This is a genomic window from Streptomyces sp. NPDC091371, assembly GCF_040684275.1.
Classification (GTDB): Bacteria; Actinomycetota; Actinomycetes; order Streptomycetales; family Streptomycetaceae; genus Streptomyces.
In genome coordinates this window covers 38,701-55,889 of the sequence record NZ_JBFBFP010000016.1, presented here as the reverse complement: position 1 = coordinate 55,889, position 17,189 = coordinate 38,701, and the positions used below count along the sequence as shown (strand labels likewise).

Genomic DNA, 17,189 nt, shown 5'->3' with positions numbered 1-17,189 from the left:
GCGCGGCCGCGGTCAGGCCGGGTACGGCAGCAGCCCCGCGTTCACGCCCTCCCAGGCCGCCCGCAGTTCGGCCAGCCGGGCCGGCTCCAGTGCGGCCTTGTCGGCCTGTTCGCGGACGTCGGCGGCCAGGTTGAACAGCTGGTCCCGGCCCGACTTGCCGCGGTAGTACTTCCAGTCGCCGCGGCGCAGCGCCCGCTCCCCGCGCACCCGCCAGAACAGGTTCCGCTCGGCGACCTTCTCGCCGCGCAGCAGGTACCCGGCCAGGCTCACCCCGTCGAGCGGGTACGCCCGGTGCGGGCGGGTCCCGGCCAGTTCCAGCAGGGTCGCCGTCCAGTCGGGGCTGAACACCGGGACGCTGCTGACCTGCCCGCCGTCCAGGCGCGCGGGCCATCGCACGATGTTCGGCACCCTGATCCCGCCCTCCTGGAGCGAGGCCTTGTTGCCGGAGAGGGGCCAGTTGTAGGAGAAGCGCTCGCCGCCGTTGTCGCTGGAGAACACCACGATCGTGTCGCGGGCCTGGCCGGAGCGGTCGAGGGCGCGCAGCACCTCGCCGATGGACCGGTCCAGGTCCTCGACCATCTCCTTGTACTTCTCGACCGAGCCGCCGTCCTGGTGCCACAGGGCGCGGCCCTCGCCCGCCTTGATCCGCCGGACGATCTCGGCGCTCGCCTCGGTGTCCCCGTCGGCGATCCACGGCCAGTGGGGGGTGGTGAAGTTGAGGTTGAGCAGCCACGGCTTGCCGCCGTGGTCGCGGGAGACGTACTCGCTGGCCCGCTCCGTGATGATCCGCGTGTAGTAGCGCAGGTCCTTGTACTCGGCGTCGCCCTCGTAGAGGTCGTACTCGCCGCCCAGGCCGAGCTTGGAGTAGTACTCCAGCGCCCCGCCGAAGTTCCCGAAGAACTCGTCCCAGCCGGACCGGGTGGGGCTGTAGTCCGGCAGGTAGCCCGCATGCCACTTGCCGATCAGCGCGGTGGCGTAGCCGGACTCCTTCAGCAGCGAGGCCAGCGTCGGGTGCGTCGGCTCCAGGCCCACCGACTTGTCGGCGATCGGCTCGGCCAGCCCGCCCTTGGTGCGGCCCGGGTAGCGGCCCGTGTAGAGGCTGAACCGGGTCGGCGAGCAGGTCGCGGACCCGGAGTAGGCGTCGGTGAAGCGGACGCCCTGCCGGGCGAGGCGGTCCAGGTTCGGGGTCTCGATGTGCGGTGACCCGTACGAGGACAGGTCGGCCCAGCCAAGGTCGTCCCCGAGGATGAACAGGACGTTCGGCCGCTTCGACTGCCGCCCCCGCGCGGCCCGGAACTCCCGCTCCTGGGGGCCGGCGTCCCGGTCCGCGGCGGCGGCGGGGGCCGCGCCCAGCCCCACCGCGGCGGTCGCCGCGGTCACTCCGACGGCGCCGCCGAAGGCACGCCGGGACAGCTTGTTCTCGTACGAAGACACAGGTACTCCAAGGCATGGCGGTGCCGCCGGCCGACGGGGGCGCGGAGCGGCGCACGGAGTCGGCGGCAGACGGCAGCGAAAGGCAGAAAGCAGGGGGAGGAAGGCAGCGGAGTCGGCGCGGCGCAGGCGTCGGGGCATGGCCCGGTTGACCGTTGGGGGTCAGGAAGGGGAAGTGCTCAGCCGAGGGTCGTTGCGTCGCGCCGCATGGCTACGCGCGACAGATGGCGCTCGCTACACGGACCAGGTCGACGTGGCGGCGCTCTACGAGGGTGACGGAACGGTCACCGAGAGGCTGCATGGGTCGAGAGCCTGTACGAGCACCCTTGTAGCTGTCAACAAAGCATCCGGATGCCGAGACACCACCCAAAGCGGAGCGCACCGTCACCCTCTGTGCTGTGAGATTTCCCGGCCGCCGCGAATTCGGACCAGTGGTCGATCTCGCCTACACTCGGAGGCGTGCCTCGTGGTGATGGACGACTCAACCACGACCTGCTCCCCGGCGAAAAAGGCCCCCAGGACGCTTGCGGCGTCTTCGGTGTCTGGGCTCCGGGTGAAGAGGTCGCCAAGCTCACCTACTTCGGACTGTATGCATTGCAGCACCGCGGACAAGAGTCCGCGGGAATCGCTGTGAGCAACGGTTCCCAGATCCTCGTCTTCAAGGACATGGGACTTGTTTCCCAGGTCTTCGACGAAACCTCCCTCGGCTCGCTCCAAGGTCATATCGCGGTCGGTCACGCCCGCTACTCGACCACCGGAGCCTCCGTCTGGGAGAACGCTCAGCCCACCTTCCGTGCGACCGCCCACGGCTCCATCGCCCTGGGTCACAACGGCAACTTGGTGAACACCGCCGAGCTCGCCGAGATGGTCGCCGACCTCCCCCGTCAGGACGGCCGTGCCACCCAGGTGGCCGCCACCAATGACACCGACCTCGTGACCGCCCTCCTCGCCGGCCAGACCGACGACGAGGGCAAGCCCCTGACCATCGAGGAGTCGGCCGCCAAGGTCCTGCCTCAGGTCAAGGGCGCCTTCTCGCTCGTCTTCATGGACGAGGGGACCCTCTACACCGCCCGTGACCCGCAGGGCATCCGCCCGCTGGTCCTCGGCCGCCTGGAGCGCGGCTGGGTGGTCGCGAGTGAGACCGCCGCCCTCGACATCTGCGGCGCCAGCTTCGTCCGCGAGGTCGAGCCGGGCGAGCTCATCGCGATCGACGAGAACGGTCTGCGGACCTCCCGATTCGCGGAAGCGAAGCCCAAGGGCTGTGTGTTCGAGTACGTCTACCTGGCGCGCCCGGACACCGACATCGCCGGCCGGAACGTCTACCTCTCGCGCGTCGAGATGGGCCGGCGCCTGGCCAAGGAAGCCCCGGTCGACGCCGACCTGGTGATAGCGACGCCGGAGTCGGGCACGCCCGCCGCCGTCGGATACGCCGAGGCCAGCGGGATTCCGTACGGCTCCGGCCTGGTCAAGAACGCCTACGTCGGCCGGACCTTCATCCAGCCCTCGCAGACGATCCGCCAGCTCGGCATCCGCCTCAAGCTCAACCCCCTCAAGGAAGTCATCCGGGGCAAGCGCCTGGTGGTCGTCGACGACTCGATCGTCCGCGGCAACACCCAGCGCGCCCTCGTGAAGATGCTCCGCGAGGCCGGCGCGGCCGAGGTCCACATCCGGATCTCCTCGCCGCCGGTGAAGTGGCCGTGCTTCTTCGGCATCGACTTCGCCACCCGGGCCGAGCTGATCGCCAACGGCATGACGGTCGACGAGATCGCCACGTCGCTCGGCGCGGACTCGCTCTCCTACATCTCGCTCGACGCGATGATCGAGGCGACGACCATCCAGAAGCCCAACCTCTGCCGTGCCTGCTTCGACGGCGAGTACCCGATGGAGCTGCCCGACCCGCAGCTCCTGGGCAAGCAGCTCCTGGAGAACGAGCTGGCCGGCGGCACGGACGCCGCCGACGCGCTCCGCCGCCCGTAGTCCGCGGCTTCCCCCGCTCAACCTGCGCCGGGCCCTGCCTTTTGAAGCTTCTCCCAGGGCCCGGCACCACATGCAGCAAACGACACGAAAGCTCTCTCCTGTCATGACAGAGAAGACCACCGGTGCCAGCTACGCGGCCGCAGGCGTGGACATCGAAGCGGGAGACCGCGCCGTCGAGCTGATGAAGGAGTGGGTGAAGAAGACGCAGCGCCCCGAGGTCCTCGGCGGCCTCGGCGGCTTCGCCGGCCTCTTCGACGCCTCCGCCCTCAAGCGCTACGAGCGCCCGCTGCTCGCCTCCGCCACCGACGGGGTCGGCACCAAGGTCGACATCGCCCGCCAGATGGGCGTGTACGACACCATCGGCCACGACCTCGTCGCGATGGTCATGGACGACATCGTGGTCTGCGGCGCCGAGCCGCTCTTCATGACCGACTACATCTGCGTCGGCAAGGTCCACCCCGAGCGTGTCGCGGCCATCGTCAAGGGCATCGCCGAGGGCTGCGTCCTCGCCGGAACCGCTCTGGTCGGCGGCGAGACCGCCGAGCACCCGGGCCTGCTCGGCCCCGACGACTTCGACGTGGCGGGCGCCGGCACCGGAGTCGTGGAGTACGACCGGCTGCTGGGCGCGGATCGCATCCGTACGGGGGACGCCGTCATCGCCATGGCTTCGTCCGGCCTTCACTCGAACGGGTACTCGCTCGTCCGGCACGTCCTCTTCGACCGGGCCGGGATGTCCCTGGAGCAGGAGATCGCGGAGCTCGGCCGGACCCTCGGCGAGGAACTCCTCGAGCCGACCAAGATCTACTCGCTGGACTGCCTGGCCCTCACCCGTACGGCCGAGGTCCACGCCTTCTCGCACATCACGGGCGGCGGCCTCGCGGCGAACCTGGCCCGGGTGATCCCGGACCACCTGCACGCCGCGGTCGACCGCACGACCTGGGCCCCCGGCGCGATCTTCGACCTGGTCGGCAAGGCCGGTCAGGTGGAGCAGCTGGAGCTGGAGAAGACCCTGAACATGGGCGTCGGCATGATGGCCGTCGTTCCGCAGGAGTCGGTCGAGGTGGCGCTGACCGCGCTGGCCGACCGGGGCGTCGACGCCTGGGTCGCCGGAGAGATCCTGGACCGCGGCGACCGTACCGAGGGTGCGACCCTCACCGGTTCCTACGCGAGCTGAGCAGCACCGAAACCCGGCCCTGGGCAATGCCCGGGACCGGGTTTCGGTCTTTGCTCTTGGTGCAGACGCCCTGGAGCGTCAAGCGCCGCGACGCTGTGCCGACGGACCGGACTCTTCGTCCTCGTCCTCGTCGTCATCGCTGTTGTACAGATCCGCGTACTTGGCGTACGGGTCGTCGTCGTCCAGATCGTCATCGACTTCGACCGGCTCGCTGATAGGCAGCGGCTCTGTCGGCGATGCGCCCAGCTCATTGGCCAGACGCGAGAGGTCAGTCCCGCCGCTGTTGTACTTCAGCTGGCGGGCGACCTTTGTCTGCTTGGCCTTGGCCCGGCCGCGCCCCATGGCTCGACCCCCTCGGTGACGGGGCTCGACGGCCCCAGAGTCTGACACGCGTTCATGGTTCGGAGCGGGCTCTCCGTGGAGAGACCGTCCGTAGGGGTTTAACGGTACCTGCTTCCGCGGCCATACGGTACGCCGCCCGCATGACGCGCCCCGGTGCAGAACCAACAAGGCGCCCCGTCCTCGCTGGTCAACCGCGATTTTAACGCTTTCCTGGCCCGCGACCCGCCGAAGTGCAGTGAGTTCTGTCTCCCCGCACCCCGGCGGGCGCGCCGAAGTGTGCCGGGAAGGGTCAGACCGCGCGGGCGGCGCGGGCGTCGGCCATCCGCTGCTCGGCGATCCGGTCGGCCGCGGCGGCCGGCGGGATGCCGTCCGACTTCGCGCGAGCAAAGATCTCCAGGGTGGTGTCGAAGATCTTCGTGGCCTTGGCCTTGCAGCGGTCGAAGTCGAAGCCGACCAGCTCGTCGGCGACCTGGATCACGCCGCCCGCGTTGACCACGTAGTCCGGGGCGTAGAGGATCCCGCGGTCTTCGAGGTCCTTCTCGATGCCGGGGTGGGCGAGCTGGTTGTTGGCCGCACCGCAGACGATCTTGGCGGTGAGGGCCGGCACGGTGTCGTCGTTCAGGGCGCCGCCCAGTGCGCAGGGGGCGTAGATCTCCAGGCCCTCGACGCGGATCAGCGCGTCGGTGTCGGCGACGGCGGTGACCTTGCCCGCGTACTTGCCGGTGCTGTGCTTGTCGAGGATCCGCTGCACGGACTCCTCGCGCACGTCGGTGATCACGACCTCGGCGCCGTCCTCCAGGAGGTGCTCGACCAGGTAGTGGCCGACCTTGCCGACGCCGGCGACGCCCACCTTGCGGCCGCGCAGGGTCGGGTCGCCCCACACGTGCTGGGCGCTGGCGCGCATGCCCTGGAAGACGCCGAAGGCGGTGAGCACCGAGGAGTCGCCCGCGCCGCCGTTCTCGGGGGACCGGCCGGTCGCCCAGCGGGTCTCGCGGGCCACGACGTCCATGTCGGCCACGAAGGTGCCGACGTCGCAGGCCGTCACGTAGCGGCCGCCGAGGGACTCCACGAACCGGCCGTAGGCCAGCAGCAGTTCCTCGGACTTCAGGACGTCAGGATCGCCGATGATCACGGCCTTGCCGCCGCCCAGGTCGAGACCGGCGAGGGCGTTCTTGTACGACATGCCGCGCGAGAGGTTGAGCGCGTCCATGACGGCCTCCTCGTCGGAGGCGTACGCGTGGAAGCGCGTACCGCCGAGGGCCGGGCCCAGGGCGGTGGAGTGGATGGCGATGACGGCCTTGAGGCCGGTGGCGCGGTCCTGGCACAGCACGACTTGCTCGTGTCCGCCCTGCTCCGTGCGGAACAGGGTGTGCAGGACGCCGTCGGTCATTTCGGTCACGGTGGTGACTCCCATGGAAGAGATGCGGCGGATTTCACGCCCGCCCTGCGGGTGGGGGAGGGCGTGCTGGGAGCAGCGTAAGACCTGCGGGGCACGCGGAGGTGACCTGTCCAGAGATCGGACCTCTTCCAGCGTACGAGGGGCCGCCCGGAGTACGCCGGGGCCGCCGGGGGGAGGACCACAGCGTGAGCGAAACCCCCGATCCCGCGCTGCCCTCCGTGCGCCCCGCGCCGACCGTTCCGTACGCCTCCTACCTGCGCGTCTACGAGCCCCTCGACGCCTTCCCCGAGGCGGAGCGCGCGCACTGGGCGGACTACGCCCGGCGCGGGGTGGCCCCGACCGCGCAGGACGAACTGCGCCGGTCGCTCACCGAATTGGTGCGGGTGCCCGTGGTGGGGGTGCCGGCCCACGAGAGCGCGGACGCGTTCACGGCGGTGGTCGACGGGGTGCTGCTCGTCTGCCCCTGGCGGACCAGGCTGCGCGGCTGGCTGGCGCTCCAGGAGCTGGTCGAGTGGTTCCCGCTCCCGGTGCTCGACGCGGCGCTGCCGCCGGCGGCCCGCCGGAAGGCCGCCGAGGAGTACGAGCGCTGGCGCGAGCGGAACCCGGACGCACGGCCGTGGATCCGCACCGGGGTGTGGCAGGTCCCGCTGCGCTGGTTCGTGCTGGTGGCCGACGAGGAGCGGGAGTACCTGCCGGGCGAGCTGCTGCGCTACCGGACGCCGATGGTGCAGGCGCGGCGCCGGCTCGCGCGGGCGCTGCGGACGCTGCGGGAGGCGGAGGGCGAGGGCTACGGGCCGCTCGCCGACGGCCTGGTGGAGGTCGGGAGCTGGCTGGAGGAGTTCCACCCGAAGTCGATGGTCGAACTGGACTACGGCGGACTGCTGCACGCCCTGCCGGCGGACCGGCTGGCGGCCGACCGGTCCGCGGGGGAGCTGGCGGCGGGGGTCGCGGCGCTGCGGGCGGGTGACACCAGAGGGGCTGCCGACGCTTATGAAGTGTTGGCGGACCGCTGGAGGGCGGTCCGGGAGAGACTGTTCGCGAATTAGTCCTTCCGGGGGGTCCGCGCGGTTTTCACGCTCCAGAGGGTCCGTACGTACCGCCGCGTATCGGTCGATCGGCCACAACCCGCAGATCAGGGGCCTGATCGTGGCATTCGGGACGTAGTGCCAGGACCTACGTCCCGATACGGGCCATTGGCCCAAGCGTGACGGACCGCACTAACTACACCCTTGCGCCCTTCCCCTACCCTCGTGCCAAAATAGGACAAGGAGTCCGGGGAGGGTTCCTTCCGCCCAACTAAGGGCGGAATGCTCGGCATTGCGCTCTACGGGGGGTCTGACGACTCCTGATTGTGCTGTGACTGATCGTCACAGTGGGGTGACTGTCCGTTATGGGTCGGTCCATCGGCTTCCGCCGCTGATGAACACCTCGGAGGGCAATTCCGTCGGTTTGGCCGTCGCGGCTGGACAGATGGTGTAGTTGTAGTGCCGAGGACAAGCCGTTCGTCCTATAACCGACTCGGCCCGCGTATGTCCATTTCGGGCAACGCGGGCCAAGGTGCAGAATTTAGAGGAAAGAACCGAGATGGTTCGGTTCTCCCGAGGAGGCCGCTCATGACCGCTCGCACCCCTGATGCCGAGCCGCTGCTGACCCCGGCTGAGGTCGCCACGATGTTCCGCGTGGACCCGAAGACGGTGACCCGCTGGGCCAAGGCTGGCAAGCTCACGTCCATCCGCACCCTGGGTGGACACCGCCGTTACCGCGAGGCCGAAGTTCGCGCCCTGCTTGCGGGAATTCCGCAGCAGCGCAGCGAGGCCTGAGCTTTAAGCAGCACCACGCAGTACCCCGCTTAGGGGGCACTCCCGGCAGTAGCCGGGGGAGGGTCTTTCTCGGGTCCCCCAATCCGATGAAACCCACATTGCTTCATACGACGGGTCCTGCCCCAACAGGATCAGGTCGTTCGATCGCGCTGGACTCCGCCGGGTCCAGCGCGATCTTTTTATGCCCAGGTCAGGGTGGAATCAGGCTGATGCGAGGGGCGCCGGCGGGTGGGTGCCATTGCACATATTAAATCGAGCGGGCGTAGGGGTGCGATAAAAGTGCGAGTCTCAAAAACTCGTACGGTGACTCCCGTCACAGATGATCACTCTTGTATTTCCGGCAATGCACCCCGTAAGGGGACGTGCGCCGCGGAGCGCTTCATGCGAACGAGGGATTCTCGGCGGGTACCCCGGCCGGTCCGGCGGCTCCAGGGCGCCGGGTGCCTCCACGGGCCCCCACGGGTCTGTCCGGCCGACTGCGGGGCCCCCAGGGCCCACTACGGGTCCCAAGGGCGGGCCGGGAGGCTCCTGGGTGGCGGCAAGGGCGTACGGGGCGTACGGGCGGTCGTGCCCGTCAACGCGTCAGGGCCCGCATCCCCTGGGGGGATACGGGCCCTGACGTTGTTGCGATCCTGACGGGACTTGAACCCGCGACCTCCACCTTGACAGGGTGGCGAGCTAACCAACTGCTCCACAGGACCTTGATTCGCAGCCGATTGGCGTGGCTGCGAAACAGACTGTACAGCAGCTCAGGGGGTGCGGTCGAACCCGCTCACCGGCCGGGTCACCGGGCCGACGGCGGGGCCGCCGCGTCCACCGCCTTCACGATGCGCTTGTCGGAGACCGGGTACGCCGTCCCGAGCGCGTGCGCGAAGTAACTCACGCGCAGTTCCTCGATCATCCAGCGGATGTCCGTGACCGAGGCCGGTACCGGCCGCCCCTTCGGCAGCTGCTCCAGCAGCCAGGCGTACTCGTCCTGCATCTCGTGGACCTTCTCCATGCGCGTGGTGTCGCGCTGGACGCCCGTGGGCATCTGCTGGAGCCGCCGGTCCGCCGCCACCAGGTAGCGCATCAGGTCCGGCAGCCTGCGCAGCCCGGTGAGCGTCACGAAGCCGGCCGGCATGAGCGCCGCCAGCTGCGTCTTCACGTCCTGGATGTTGGCCACCAGGGCGAGGCTGCTCGTGGACTTCAGCCGCCGCTCGCACGCCTGCCAGGCGGCCAGCACCTGCTGGACCTGGCTCACCGTGCGCACGGTGGTGTCCACCAGGTCGGCGCGGACCGCCTCGTAGAGCTTCCGGAAGCCCGCCTCGTCCCAGGCCGGGCCGCCGTGGTCGGCGATCAGCTTGTCGGTCGCGGCGGTGGCGCAGTCGTCGAACAGCGCCTGGATGGAGCCGTGCGGGTTCCTCGAGAGGGCCAGCTTCTGCTGGTTCGTCAGGTGGTCCGAGGCGAACTTCGCCGGGTTCACCGGGATGTTCAGCAGGATGAGCCGGCGCGTGCCCAGCCACATCGCCTGCTGCTGCTCGGCCTCCGTGTCGAAGAGCCGTACGGAGACCGCCGAGCCCTCGTCCACCAGCGCCGGGTACGCCTTCACCGGCTGCCCCGCCCGCCGGGTCTCGAACACCTTCGTCAGCGTGCCGATCGTCCAGTCGGTCAGCCCGGTCCGCTCCACCGACTCCCCGCCCGCCCGCTCGGCGGTGGCCGCGGCGGCCTTGGAGAGGGCCTGGCGGGCCTTGGGCTTCAGGCGCAGGCGCAGCGCCTCCAGGTCCTTGTCCTCGGCGAGGTTCTTGCGGCGCTCGTCGACGATCCGGAAGGTGATCTTCAGGTGGTCCGGGATCCGGGAGAGGTCGAAGTCCTCGGCGGAGACGGGCACCCCGACCATCCGCTGGAGCTCGCGCGCCAGGGTCACCGGCAGCGGCTCCTGCAGCGGCACCGCGGTGTCCAGGAATCGGGTCGCGAAGTTCGGCGCGGGCACGTAGTGCCGGCGGATCGGCTTCGGCAGCGAGCGGATCAGCTCGGTGACGACCTCCTCCCGCAGGCCCGGGATCTGCCAGTCGAAGCCCTCGTCGGTGACCTGGTTCAGCACCTGGAGCGGGATGTGGACGGTCACGCCGTCCGCGTCCGCGCCCGGCTCGAACTGGTAGGTCACCCGGAACTTGAGCTGCCCCTGCCGCCAGGAGTCCGGGTAGTCGGCCTTGGTGACCCCGGCCGCCTTCTCGGTGAGCAGCATCTCCCGCTCGAAGTCGAGCAGTTCGGGCTCGTCCCGCTTCTTGTGCTTCCACCAGGAGTCGAAGTGCGCCCCCGACACCACGTGGTCGGGGATCTTCTGGTCGTAGAAGTCGAAGAGGGTCTCGTCGTCCACCACGATGTCGCGGCGCCGGGCCCGGTTCTCCAGCTCCTCCACCTCGGTGAGGAGCTTGCGGTTGTCGGCGTAGAACTTGTGGTGGGTCCGCCAGTCGCCCTCGACCAGCGCGTTGCGGATGAACAGCTCGCGCGAGACCTCGGGATCGATCCGGCCGTAGTTGATCTTCCGTTGGGCGACGATCGGCACGCCGTACAGCGTGACCTTCTCGTACGCCATCACGGCCGCCTGGTCCTTCTCCCAGTGCGGCTCGCTGTAGGTGCGCTTGATCAGGTGCTGCGCGAGGGGCTCCACCCACTCGGGCTCCACCTTGGCGTTCACCCGGGCCCACAGCCGCGAGGTCTCCACCAGCTCCGCCGACATCAGGAACTTCGGCTGCTTCTTGAACAGCGACGAGCCGGGGAAGATCGCGAACTTGGCCGACCGGGCGCCCAGGTACTCGTTCTTGTCGGTGTCCTTGAGCCCGATGTGCGAGAGCAGACCGGCCAGCAGCGAGATGTGGATGCTCGTCTCGGGGGCGTCGGCCTCGTTGACGTGGATGCCCATGGTCTTGGCGACCGTGCGCAGCTGGGAGTAGATGTCCTGCCACTCGCGGATCCGCAGGAAGTTCAGGTACTCCTGCTTGCACATCCGGCGGAACGAGGACGAGCCGCGCTCCTTCTGCTGCTCGCGGATGTAACGCCACATGTTGAGGAACGAGAGGAAGTCGCTGGTCTCGTCCTTGAACCGGGCGTGGTTCTGGTCGGCCTGGGTCTGCTTGTCCGAGGGCCGCTCGCGCGGGTCCTGGATGGACAGGGCCGCCGCGATGACCATGACCTCGCGGACGCAGTTGTTCTTGTCGGCCTCGACGACCATGCGGGCCAGGCGCGGGTCCACGGGAAGCTGGGAGAGCTGGCGGCCCATCTGGGTGAGCCGCTTCTTCGGATCCTTCTCGGAGGGATCCAGGGCCCCGAGCTCCTGGAGGAGCTGGACGCCGTCGCGGATGTTGCGGTGGTCCGGCGGGTCGATGAAGGGGAACTTCTCGATCTCGCCGAGGCCGGCCGCGGTCATCTGGAGGATGACGGAGGCCAGGTTCGTGCGCAGGATCTCAGCGTCCGTGAACTCCGGGCGCGCGTTGAAGTCGTCCTCGGAGAAGAGCCGGATGCAGATGCCGTCGCTGGTACGGCCGCAGCGGCCCTTGCGCTGGTTGGCGCTGGCCTGCGAGATCCGCTCGATGGGCAGGCGCTGCACCTTCGTGCGGTGGCTGTAGCGGGAGATCCGGGCGTTGCCCGGGTCGATCACGTACTTGATGCCCGGGACGGTGAGGGAGGTCTCGGCGACGTTGGTCGCGAGGACGATCCGGCGGCCGGTGTGCTGTTGGAAGACCCGGTGCTGCTCGGCGTGCGAGAGGCGCGCGTAGAGGGGGAGCACCTCCGTGAAGCGCAGGTTCTTCTTGATGAGGGCGTCCGCGGTGTCGCGGATCTCGCGCTCGCCGGAGAGGAAGACGAGGATGTCGCCCGGGCCCTCGGCCTGGAGCTCGTCGACCGCGTCGCAGATCGCGGTGATCTGGTCCCGGTCGCTCTCCTCGCTGTCCTCTTCGAGCAGCGGCCGGTAGCGGACCTCGACCGGGTACGTCCGCCCGCTGACCTCGACGATCGGGGCGTCGCCGAAGTGCCGGGAGAAGCGCTCGGGGTCGATGGTCGCCGAGGTGATGACGACCTTGAGGTCGGGGCGCTTCGGGAGCAGCGTGGCCAGGTAGCCGAGCAGGAAGTCGATGTTCAGCGACCGCTCGTGGGCCTCGTCGATGATGATCGTGTCGTACGCGCGCAGCTCGCGGTCCGTCTGGATCTCGGCGAGCAGGATGCCGTCGGTCATCAGCTTCACGAAGGTCGCGTCCTGGTCCACCTGGTCGGTGAACCGGACCTTCCAGCCGACCGTCTGGCCGATCTCGGACTTCAGCTCCTCGGCGATGCGCTCCGCGACCGTGCGGGCCGCGATCCGGCGGGGCTGGGTGTGCCCGATCATGCCCCGGACGCCGCGGCCCAGCTCCATGCAGATCTTGGGGATCTGCGTGGTCTTGCCGGAGCCGGTCTCGCCCGCGACGATCACGACCTGGTGGTCGCGTATCGCCTCGGCGATCTCGTCCTTCTTCTGGCTGACGGGCAGGTTCTCGGGATACGTGACCTCCGGCATCCGCGAGGCGCGGCCGGCCAGTCGCTCGGCGGCCTTCGCGGCCTCCGCGGCGATCTCGTCGAGCACGGCCTGCTTGGCCTCGGGCTTGCGGATACGGCGGGCGCCTTCTAGGCGGCGGCCGAGGCGGTGCGCGTCGCGGAGGGAGATCTCACCGAGAAGCGTCTGCAGGGCGGCGAAGGAAGTAGACATACCTGATCGAGGATCTCACCTGGCCCCTCCGGGTGGCGAACGCATTTGTCGGGCGCACCCGTACCATTTCGGGACGAGTCCCCCGCCCCCCTTCCGTGAGAGGCCCCACGCATGCCGAGCAGGTCGCGCCGCGCCGTGCGGTCCCTGCCGGGGTTGCCGGGGCCTTCCCGCCCCGCCGGCTGGGGGCGGAGCCCACAGTTTCGGGAAGGGGCGGGGTGGGGGAAGGCTCCGCGCAGCGGCCCCGCCCGGCCCGCGCACGGGGTCCGCCGGGGCCGGCCGCGCGCCGGGGCGCCTCCTCGGGCTCCGAACGTTTCCAGGGGTCGGAGGGTGCGGGGTGGCCCAGTTCGGAGCCCTGCGGGGGCACCCCGCCGCACACCCGACCCCGGCGGGGCCGCCCGTCACAATCCGCCGTACACCCGTATCCGTAGTTCTGGAGCACGCACCCGTATGACTTCCGCCAGGAAATCCGTCCGGCCCTTCCTGATCCCCGCCGGGGTCGCCCTCGCCGCCGTCGCCTTCGGGCTCGTGTCCTGGCAGGCCACCGCCCCCGCGGAGAAGGGGGCCCGCGGGGCCGGCGCGTCCGCCGCGCCCCGGACCGACTCCGCCACCGCGCAGCTGAAGGCGCTCGCACGCCGCGAGGCCGGCGACGCGCTCGCCGTGGGCCGTGCCGACGCGCCCGTCGTGCTGATCGAGTACTCCGACTTCAAGTGCGGCTACTGCGCGAAGTTCGCCCGCGACACCGAGCCCGCACTGGTGAAGAAGTACGTGGAGGACGGCACCCTCCGCATCGAGTGGCGGAACTTCCCGATCTTCGGCGCGGAGTCCGAGGCCGCCGCCAAGGCCGCCTGGGCGGCGGGTCAGCAGGACCGGTTCCAGCAGTTCCACGCGGCCGCGTACGCCGAGGGGGCGAAGGAGAAGGGCTTCGGCGCGGAGCGGCTGCTGGAGCTGGCCCGCGAGGCCGGGGTCCCCGATCTGGAGCGGTTCAAGGCGGACTCGGCCGGGGAGCAGGCCGCGGCGGCCCTGAAGAGGGACCAGGACGAGGGCTACCGCATCGGCGTCACCTCCACTCCGTCCTTCCTGGTGGGCGGCAGGCCGATCGCGGGAGCCCAGCCGCTCGACGCCTTCGAGGCCGCCATCGCCCAGGCCAAGGCCGCGGCGAAGCAGTGACCGGCATCGGATACCTGGCCGCGCTGCTCGGCGGCCTCCTCGCCCTGCTCAGCCCGTGCAGTGCACTGCTACTGCCCGCCTTCTTCGCGTACTCGATCGATTCCACCTCGCGCCTGCTGGCCCGTACCGGGATCTTCTACGCGGGACTCGCGAGCACCCTCGTACCGCTGGGGGCGGCCGGTTCGTACGCCGGACGGTTCTTCCACGGCAACCGCGAGGCCCTCGTTCTCGCCGGGGGCTGGCTGATCATCGGGCTCGGGCTGGCGCAGATCCTCGGCCTGGGCTTCGCGCCGAGGCGGATCTCGGAGCTGTCCGGACGGATCCGGCCGACCACCGCCCTGTCCGTGTACGCGCTGGGGGCGGTCTACGGGCTGGCCGGGTTCTGCGCCGGCCCGATCCTGGGCAGTGTCCTGACTGTGGCGGCGGTCAGCGGCAGCCCCGTCTACGGCGGCCTGCTGCTGGCCGTCTACGCGCTGGGGATGGCCGTGCCGCTCTTCGCGCTGGCCCTGCTCTGGGAGCGGTTCGAGCTCGGCAAGCGGCGCTGGCTGCGCGGCCGGGCCTTCGCCGTGGGCCGCTTCGAGCTGCACACCACCTCGCTGCTGTCCGGGCTGTTCTTCGTCACCCTGGGCGCGCTGTTCCTCGTCTACGACGGGGCGAGCGCTCTGCCCGGGCTGCTGGACGTGGACGACTCGTACGCGGTGGAGGCGTGGGTGCGGTCGGTGGCGGACGCGGTCCCGGACTGGGCGGTGCTCGGGCTGGTCGTGGCCGGGGCGGCGGTCTTCCCGCTGGTGCGGGGGCGGCGGGAGTAACGCAAGAAGCCCCGTCCGAGGACGGGGCTTCTTCACGTGGTCGGGGCCGGGGTCGAACCGGCGACCTATCGCTTTTCAGGCGATCGCTCGTACCAACTGAGCTACCCGACCAGGGAACCGTTTCCGGTTCCAGCGATCCTGACGGGACTTGAACCCGCGACCTCCACCTTGACAGGGTGGCGAGCTAACCAACTGCTCCACAGGACCTTGCAATGTGCGAGACAAGTCTCGCACACGGTAATGCGTACCCCCAACGGGATTCGAACCCGTGCTACCGCCTTGAAAGGGCGGCGTCCTGGGCCACTAGACGATGAGGGCTAAAGACCCACCGGGCACTTTCCAGCGCGTCGGGGACGTGAGAAGCATATGGGATCCGGGGAGCTATCGCCAAAACGGTTTCCCCCGGAGGGACAATGGCCCGGTGCTGGAGATGACGCGCGAGGAGTTCGAAGAGCTCGTCGCAGAGGCCCTGGACCGCATTCCGCCGGAGCTGACGCGGCTGATGGACAACGTGGCGGTGTTCGTCGAGGACGAGCCGCCGGCCCACGACCCCGAGCTGCTCGGGCTGTACGAGGGGACCCCGCTGACGGACCGCGGCGAGTGGTACGCCGGGGTGCTGCCGGACCGGATCACGATCTACCGGAACCCCACGTTGCGGATGTGCGAGGACCGGGAGAGCGTGGTGGCGGAGACGGAGGTCACCGTGGTCCACGAGATCGCCCACCACTTCGGGATCGACGACGAACGGCTGCACGCCCTGGGGTACGGGTGACCCGACCGGTCCCCGGCGCCGAGGCGATCGACCCGGACGTCGACCTCCACGTGCCGGCGCAGCGCGCCGAACCGCAGGGCCGGGTGCTCGCGGCGGTGGCGGCGGGCGGGGCCGTGGGGGCTTCGGCGCGGTACGGGATCTCCCTGCTGTGGCCTGCCGGGCCGGGGGACTTCCCGTGGGCGACGCTGGGCATCAACGCGGCCGGGTGCGCGCTCATCGGCGTGCTGATGGTGCTGATCAGTGAGGGCGGGCGGTCCGCGCACCCGCTGGTGCGGCCGTTCGCCGGGGTCGGGGTGCTGGGCGGCTTCACCACCTTCTCCAGTTACGCGCTGGACTTCTCGCGGCTCCTGGACGAGGGCGAGGCCGGTACCGCGCTGGCGTACGCCGGGCTCACGGTGGTGGCGGCGCTGGGCGTGGTGTGGGCGGCGGCCGTGGTGACGCGGCGCGCGGTCCGGGGGCGGGCGCGCCAGGTGCCGGCGCGGTGAACTGGCTACTCGTGGTGGCCGGGGCGGCCGTCGGTGCGCCGCTGCGCTATCTGACGGACCGGGCGGTGCAGGCGCGCCACGATTCGGTGTTCCCGTGGGGGACCTTCGTGGTGAACGCGGCCGGCTGCCTGGTGCTGGGGGTGCTGGCCGGGGCGGCGCTGGCCGGAGCGGCCTCCTCTGGGCTGGTGCTGCTGCTGGGGACCGGGCTGTGCGGAGCGCTGAGCACGTACTCGACGTTCTCCTACGAGACCTTGCGGCTCGTCGAGCGCGGCTGGAAGTTCCTGGCCGCCGCGAACGTCGCGGCGTCGGTGCTGGTCGGGCTGGGCGCCGTGCACCTCGGGTCGCAGGTGGCCCGGCAGCTGTTCGCCTGAGGGCGTGTCCCATACGGGGCAAAGGGAGTTGGGCACATTGACCCGCTAGTGGACGCCGCTAGCGGACCCACTCTCAGGTTCCGGAGGTGCCCCGTGCGCCAGTTGTCCGCTCCCCTCCGACTGGCCGTCACCGCGCTCGCGGTCGCGGCCGCGGCGGGCTGCATGAGCGTCGGTCAGGACGAGGCGAAGCCAGGGCCCTCCTCCTCGGCGGACCGCCGGGGCGGCGCCCCGGCCGGAGGTTCCTCTTCCGGGAAGGGGGCCGGGGTGCACGGCAGCGGGCACGGCTCCAAGGGCGGTACGGGGAACCAGGACGGCAAGGCCGAAGCCGGCGGCAAGGCCTCCGGCGCGACCGGGGCCTCGCCCAGCCCGGGTGCGCCGAGCGGGCAGCCGGGGGTGCCCGCGCCGTCGGCCGGTGCGGGCGGCGGTGCGGGCGGCCAGGGTCCCCAGGAGCCGCCGACGGGCGGAACGGGTGGCTCCGGCGCCTCGGGCGGCTCCGGCGGGTCGGGGGGTTCGGCGGGCACGGGCGGCGGGCAGCAGTCGGCCAGCCCGACACCGCAGCCGCCGGCCACGACCCCGCCTGTGACGGAACCCACTCCGACTCCGACCACCCCGTCGCCGGAGCCCAGCGGCCAGCCCGGCCCGGCGCCGCAGGCCTAGAGCGGGGGCGGCCGCGCCCGCCCCTCCCCGAGGCGTCGGGCATCGTCGCAGGTCAGAGGTGATTT

Annotated in this window: 15 protein-coding genes and 4 tRNA genes; 10 read left to right on the top strand and 9 right to left on the bottom strand. The window is 70.5% G+C overall.

The features are described from left to right. Positions 1-12: 12 nt before the first annotated feature. Together AB0O21_RS19260 and AB0O21_RS19255 are read right to left on the bottom strand one after the other, a co-directional pair. Complete coding sequence (locus AB0O21_RS19260) at positions 13-1,434, bottom strand: sulfatase-like hydrolase/transferase (RefSeq protein WP_365172333.1); 1,422 nt, start codon at positions 1,432-1,434, stop codon at positions 13-15. A 208-nt stretch (positions 1,435-1,642) separates the two neighbouring features. Beyond that, positions 1,643-1,732 carry a putative leader peptide gene (locus AB0O21_RS19255; protein WP_365172332.1) on the bottom strand — a complete coding sequence of 30 codons (90 nt, stop codon included), beginning with the start codon at positions 1,730-1,732 and terminating at the stop codon, positions 1,643-1,645. A gap of 158 nt (positions 1,733-1,890) precedes the next feature. Between AB0O21_RS19255 and purF the strand changes: the two genes are divergently transcribed. Further along, positions 1,891-3,408, top strand: coding sequence for an amidophosphoribosyltransferase (gene purF / locus AB0O21_RS19250; RefSeq protein ID WP_365172331.1), 1,518 nt, complete (start codon positions 1,891-1,893; stop codon positions 3,406-3,408). Positions 3,409-3,511: 103 nt separating this feature from the next. After that, positions 3,512-4,582 (top strand): phosphoribosylformylglycinamidine cyclo-ligase, encoded by a 1,071-nt coding sequence (purM, locus tag AB0O21_RS19245; RefSeq protein ID WP_365172330.1) that lies wholly within the window; start codon positions 3,512-3,514, stop codon positions 4,580-4,582. Between the two features lie 78 nt (positions 4,583-4,660). Here the strand turns inward: purM and AB0O21_RS19240 are convergent, their stop codons facing one another. Further along, entirely contained in the window at positions 4,661-4,924 is a 264-nt protein-coding gene (locus AB0O21_RS19240) for a DUF3073 domain-containing protein (RefSeq protein ID WP_365172329.1), read from the bottom strand. A 289-nt stretch (positions 4,925-5,213) separates the two neighbouring features. Beyond that, positions 5,214-6,323, bottom strand: coding sequence for a Glu/Leu/Phe/Val dehydrogenase dimerization domain-containing protein (locus AB0O21_RS19235; protein ID WP_365172328.1), 1,110 nt, complete (start codon positions 6,321-6,323; stop codon positions 5,214-5,216). Between the two features lie 185 nt (positions 6,324-6,508). Between AB0O21_RS19235 and AB0O21_RS19230 the strand changes: the two genes are divergently transcribed. Together AB0O21_RS19230 and bldC are read left to right on the top strand one after the other, a co-directional pair. Next, the gene (locus AB0O21_RS19230) at positions 6,509-7,369 is read left to right on the top strand and encodes a hypothetical protein (RefSeq protein ID WP_365172327.1); all 861 of its coding nucleotides are present in this window, start codon (positions 6,509-6,511) and stop codon (positions 7,367-7,369) included. A 567-nt stretch (positions 7,370-7,936) separates the two neighbouring features. Next, positions 7,937-8,143 carry a developmental transcriptional regulator BldC gene (gene bldC, locus AB0O21_RS19225; protein ID WP_003949541.1) on the top strand — a complete coding sequence of 69 codons (207 nt, stop codon included), beginning with the start codon at positions 7,937-7,939 and terminating at the stop codon, positions 8,141-8,143. 627 nt (positions 8,144-8,770) lie between these two features. Here bldC and AB0O21_RS19220 read toward each other — a convergent pair. Together AB0O21_RS19220 and hrpA are read right to left on the bottom strand one after the other, a co-directional pair. Further along, positions 8,771-8,844, bottom strand: a tRNA-Asp gene (locus AB0O21_RS19220). Positions 8,845-8,927: 83 nt separating this feature from the next. Further along, positions 8,928-12,863, bottom strand: coding sequence for an ATP-dependent RNA helicase HrpA (hrpA, locus tag AB0O21_RS19215; protein WP_365172326.1), 3,936 nt, complete (start codon positions 12,861-12,863; stop codon positions 8,928-8,930). A 447-nt stretch (positions 12,864-13,310) separates the two neighbouring features. On the opposite strand from hrpA, the gene AB0O21_RS19210 reads away from it, so the two are divergent. Together AB0O21_RS19210 and AB0O21_RS19205 are read left to right on the top strand one after the other, a co-directional pair. Then, positions 13,311-14,030 carry a thioredoxin domain-containing protein gene (locus AB0O21_RS19210; RefSeq protein WP_365172325.1) on the top strand — a complete coding sequence of 240 codons (720 nt, stop codon included), beginning with the start codon at positions 13,311-13,313 and terminating at the stop codon, positions 14,028-14,030. Beyond that, positions 14,027-14,839, top strand: a complete 813-nt coding sequence (locus AB0O21_RS19205) for a cytochrome c biogenesis CcdA family protein (protein ID WP_365172324.1) — start codon at positions 14,027-14,029, stop codon at positions 14,837-14,839. The genes AB0O21_RS19210 and AB0O21_RS19205 overlap by 4 nt, the downstream gene beginning before the upstream one ends. 37 nt (positions 14,840-14,876) lie before the next feature. Here the strand turns inward: AB0O21_RS19205 and AB0O21_RS19200 are convergent. The 3 genes from AB0O21_RS19200 to AB0O21_RS19190 form a co-directional block, all read right to left on the bottom strand. Beyond that, a tRNA-Phe gene (locus AB0O21_RS19200) sits at positions 14,877-14,950 on the bottom strand. A 22-nt stretch (positions 14,951-14,972) separates the two neighbouring features. After that, positions 14,973-15,046, bottom strand: a tRNA-Asp gene (locus AB0O21_RS19195). A gap of 38 nt (positions 15,047-15,084) precedes the next feature. After that, a tRNA-Glu gene (locus tag AB0O21_RS19190) sits at positions 15,085-15,157 on the bottom strand. A gap of 103 nt (positions 15,158-15,260) precedes the next feature. Between AB0O21_RS19190 and AB0O21_RS19185 the strand changes: the two genes are divergently transcribed. The 4 genes from AB0O21_RS19185 (at position 15,261) to AB0O21_RS19170 (ending at position 17,124) form a co-directional block, all read left to right on the top strand. After that, a complete protein-coding gene (locus AB0O21_RS19185; protein WP_365172323.1) occupies positions 15,261-15,611 on the top strand; it encodes a metallopeptidase family protein in 351 nt (116 codons plus the stop codon). Next, on the top strand, positions 15,608-16,096 hold the full coding sequence (locus AB0O21_RS19180) for a CrcB family protein (protein ID WP_365172322.1): 489 nt from the start codon (positions 15,608-15,610) through the stop codon (positions 16,094-16,096). The genes AB0O21_RS19185 and AB0O21_RS19180 overlap by 4 nt, the downstream gene beginning before the upstream one ends. After that, a complete protein-coding gene (gene crcB / locus AB0O21_RS19175) occupies positions 16,093-16,467 on the top strand; it encodes a fluoride efflux transporter CrcB (RefSeq protein WP_365172321.1) in 375 nt (124 codons plus the stop codon). Before AB0O21_RS19180 ends, crcB begins: the two co-directional genes overlap by 4 nt. Before the next feature lie 93 nt (positions 16,468-16,560). Further along, a complete protein-coding gene (locus AB0O21_RS19170) occupies positions 16,561-17,124 on the top strand; it encodes a hypothetical protein (RefSeq protein WP_365172320.1) in 564 nt (187 codons plus the stop codon). Positions 17,125-17,189: the final 65 nt, after the last annotated feature.

Excerpts from the sequence above, each read along its gene's own strand:
- AB0O21_RS19255 (WP_365172332.1), bottom strand. The coding sequence starts at position 1,732 with ATGCAGCCTCTCGGTGACCGTTCCGTCACCCTCGTAGAGCGCCGCCAC.
- purM (WP_365172330.1), top strand. The coding sequence starts at position 3,512 with ATGACAGAGAAGACCACCGGTGCCAGCTACGCGGCCGCAGGCGTGGAC.
- AB0O21_RS19240 (WP_365172329.1), bottom strand. The coding sequence starts at position 4,924 with ATGGGGCGCGGCCGGGCCAAGGCCAAGCAGACAAAGGTCGCCCGCCAG.
- bldC (WP_003949541.1), top strand. The coding sequence starts at position 7,937 with ATGACCGCTCGCACCCCTGATGCCGAGCCGCTGCTGACCCCGGCTGAG.
- hrpA (WP_365172326.1), bottom strand. The coding sequence starts at position 12,863 with ATGTCTACTTCCTTCGCCGCCCTGCAGACGCTTCTCGGTGAGATCTCC.
- AB0O21_RS19210 (WP_365172325.1), top strand. The coding sequence starts at position 13,311 with ATGACTTCCGCCAGGAAATCCGTCCGGCCCTTCCTGATCCCCGCCGGG.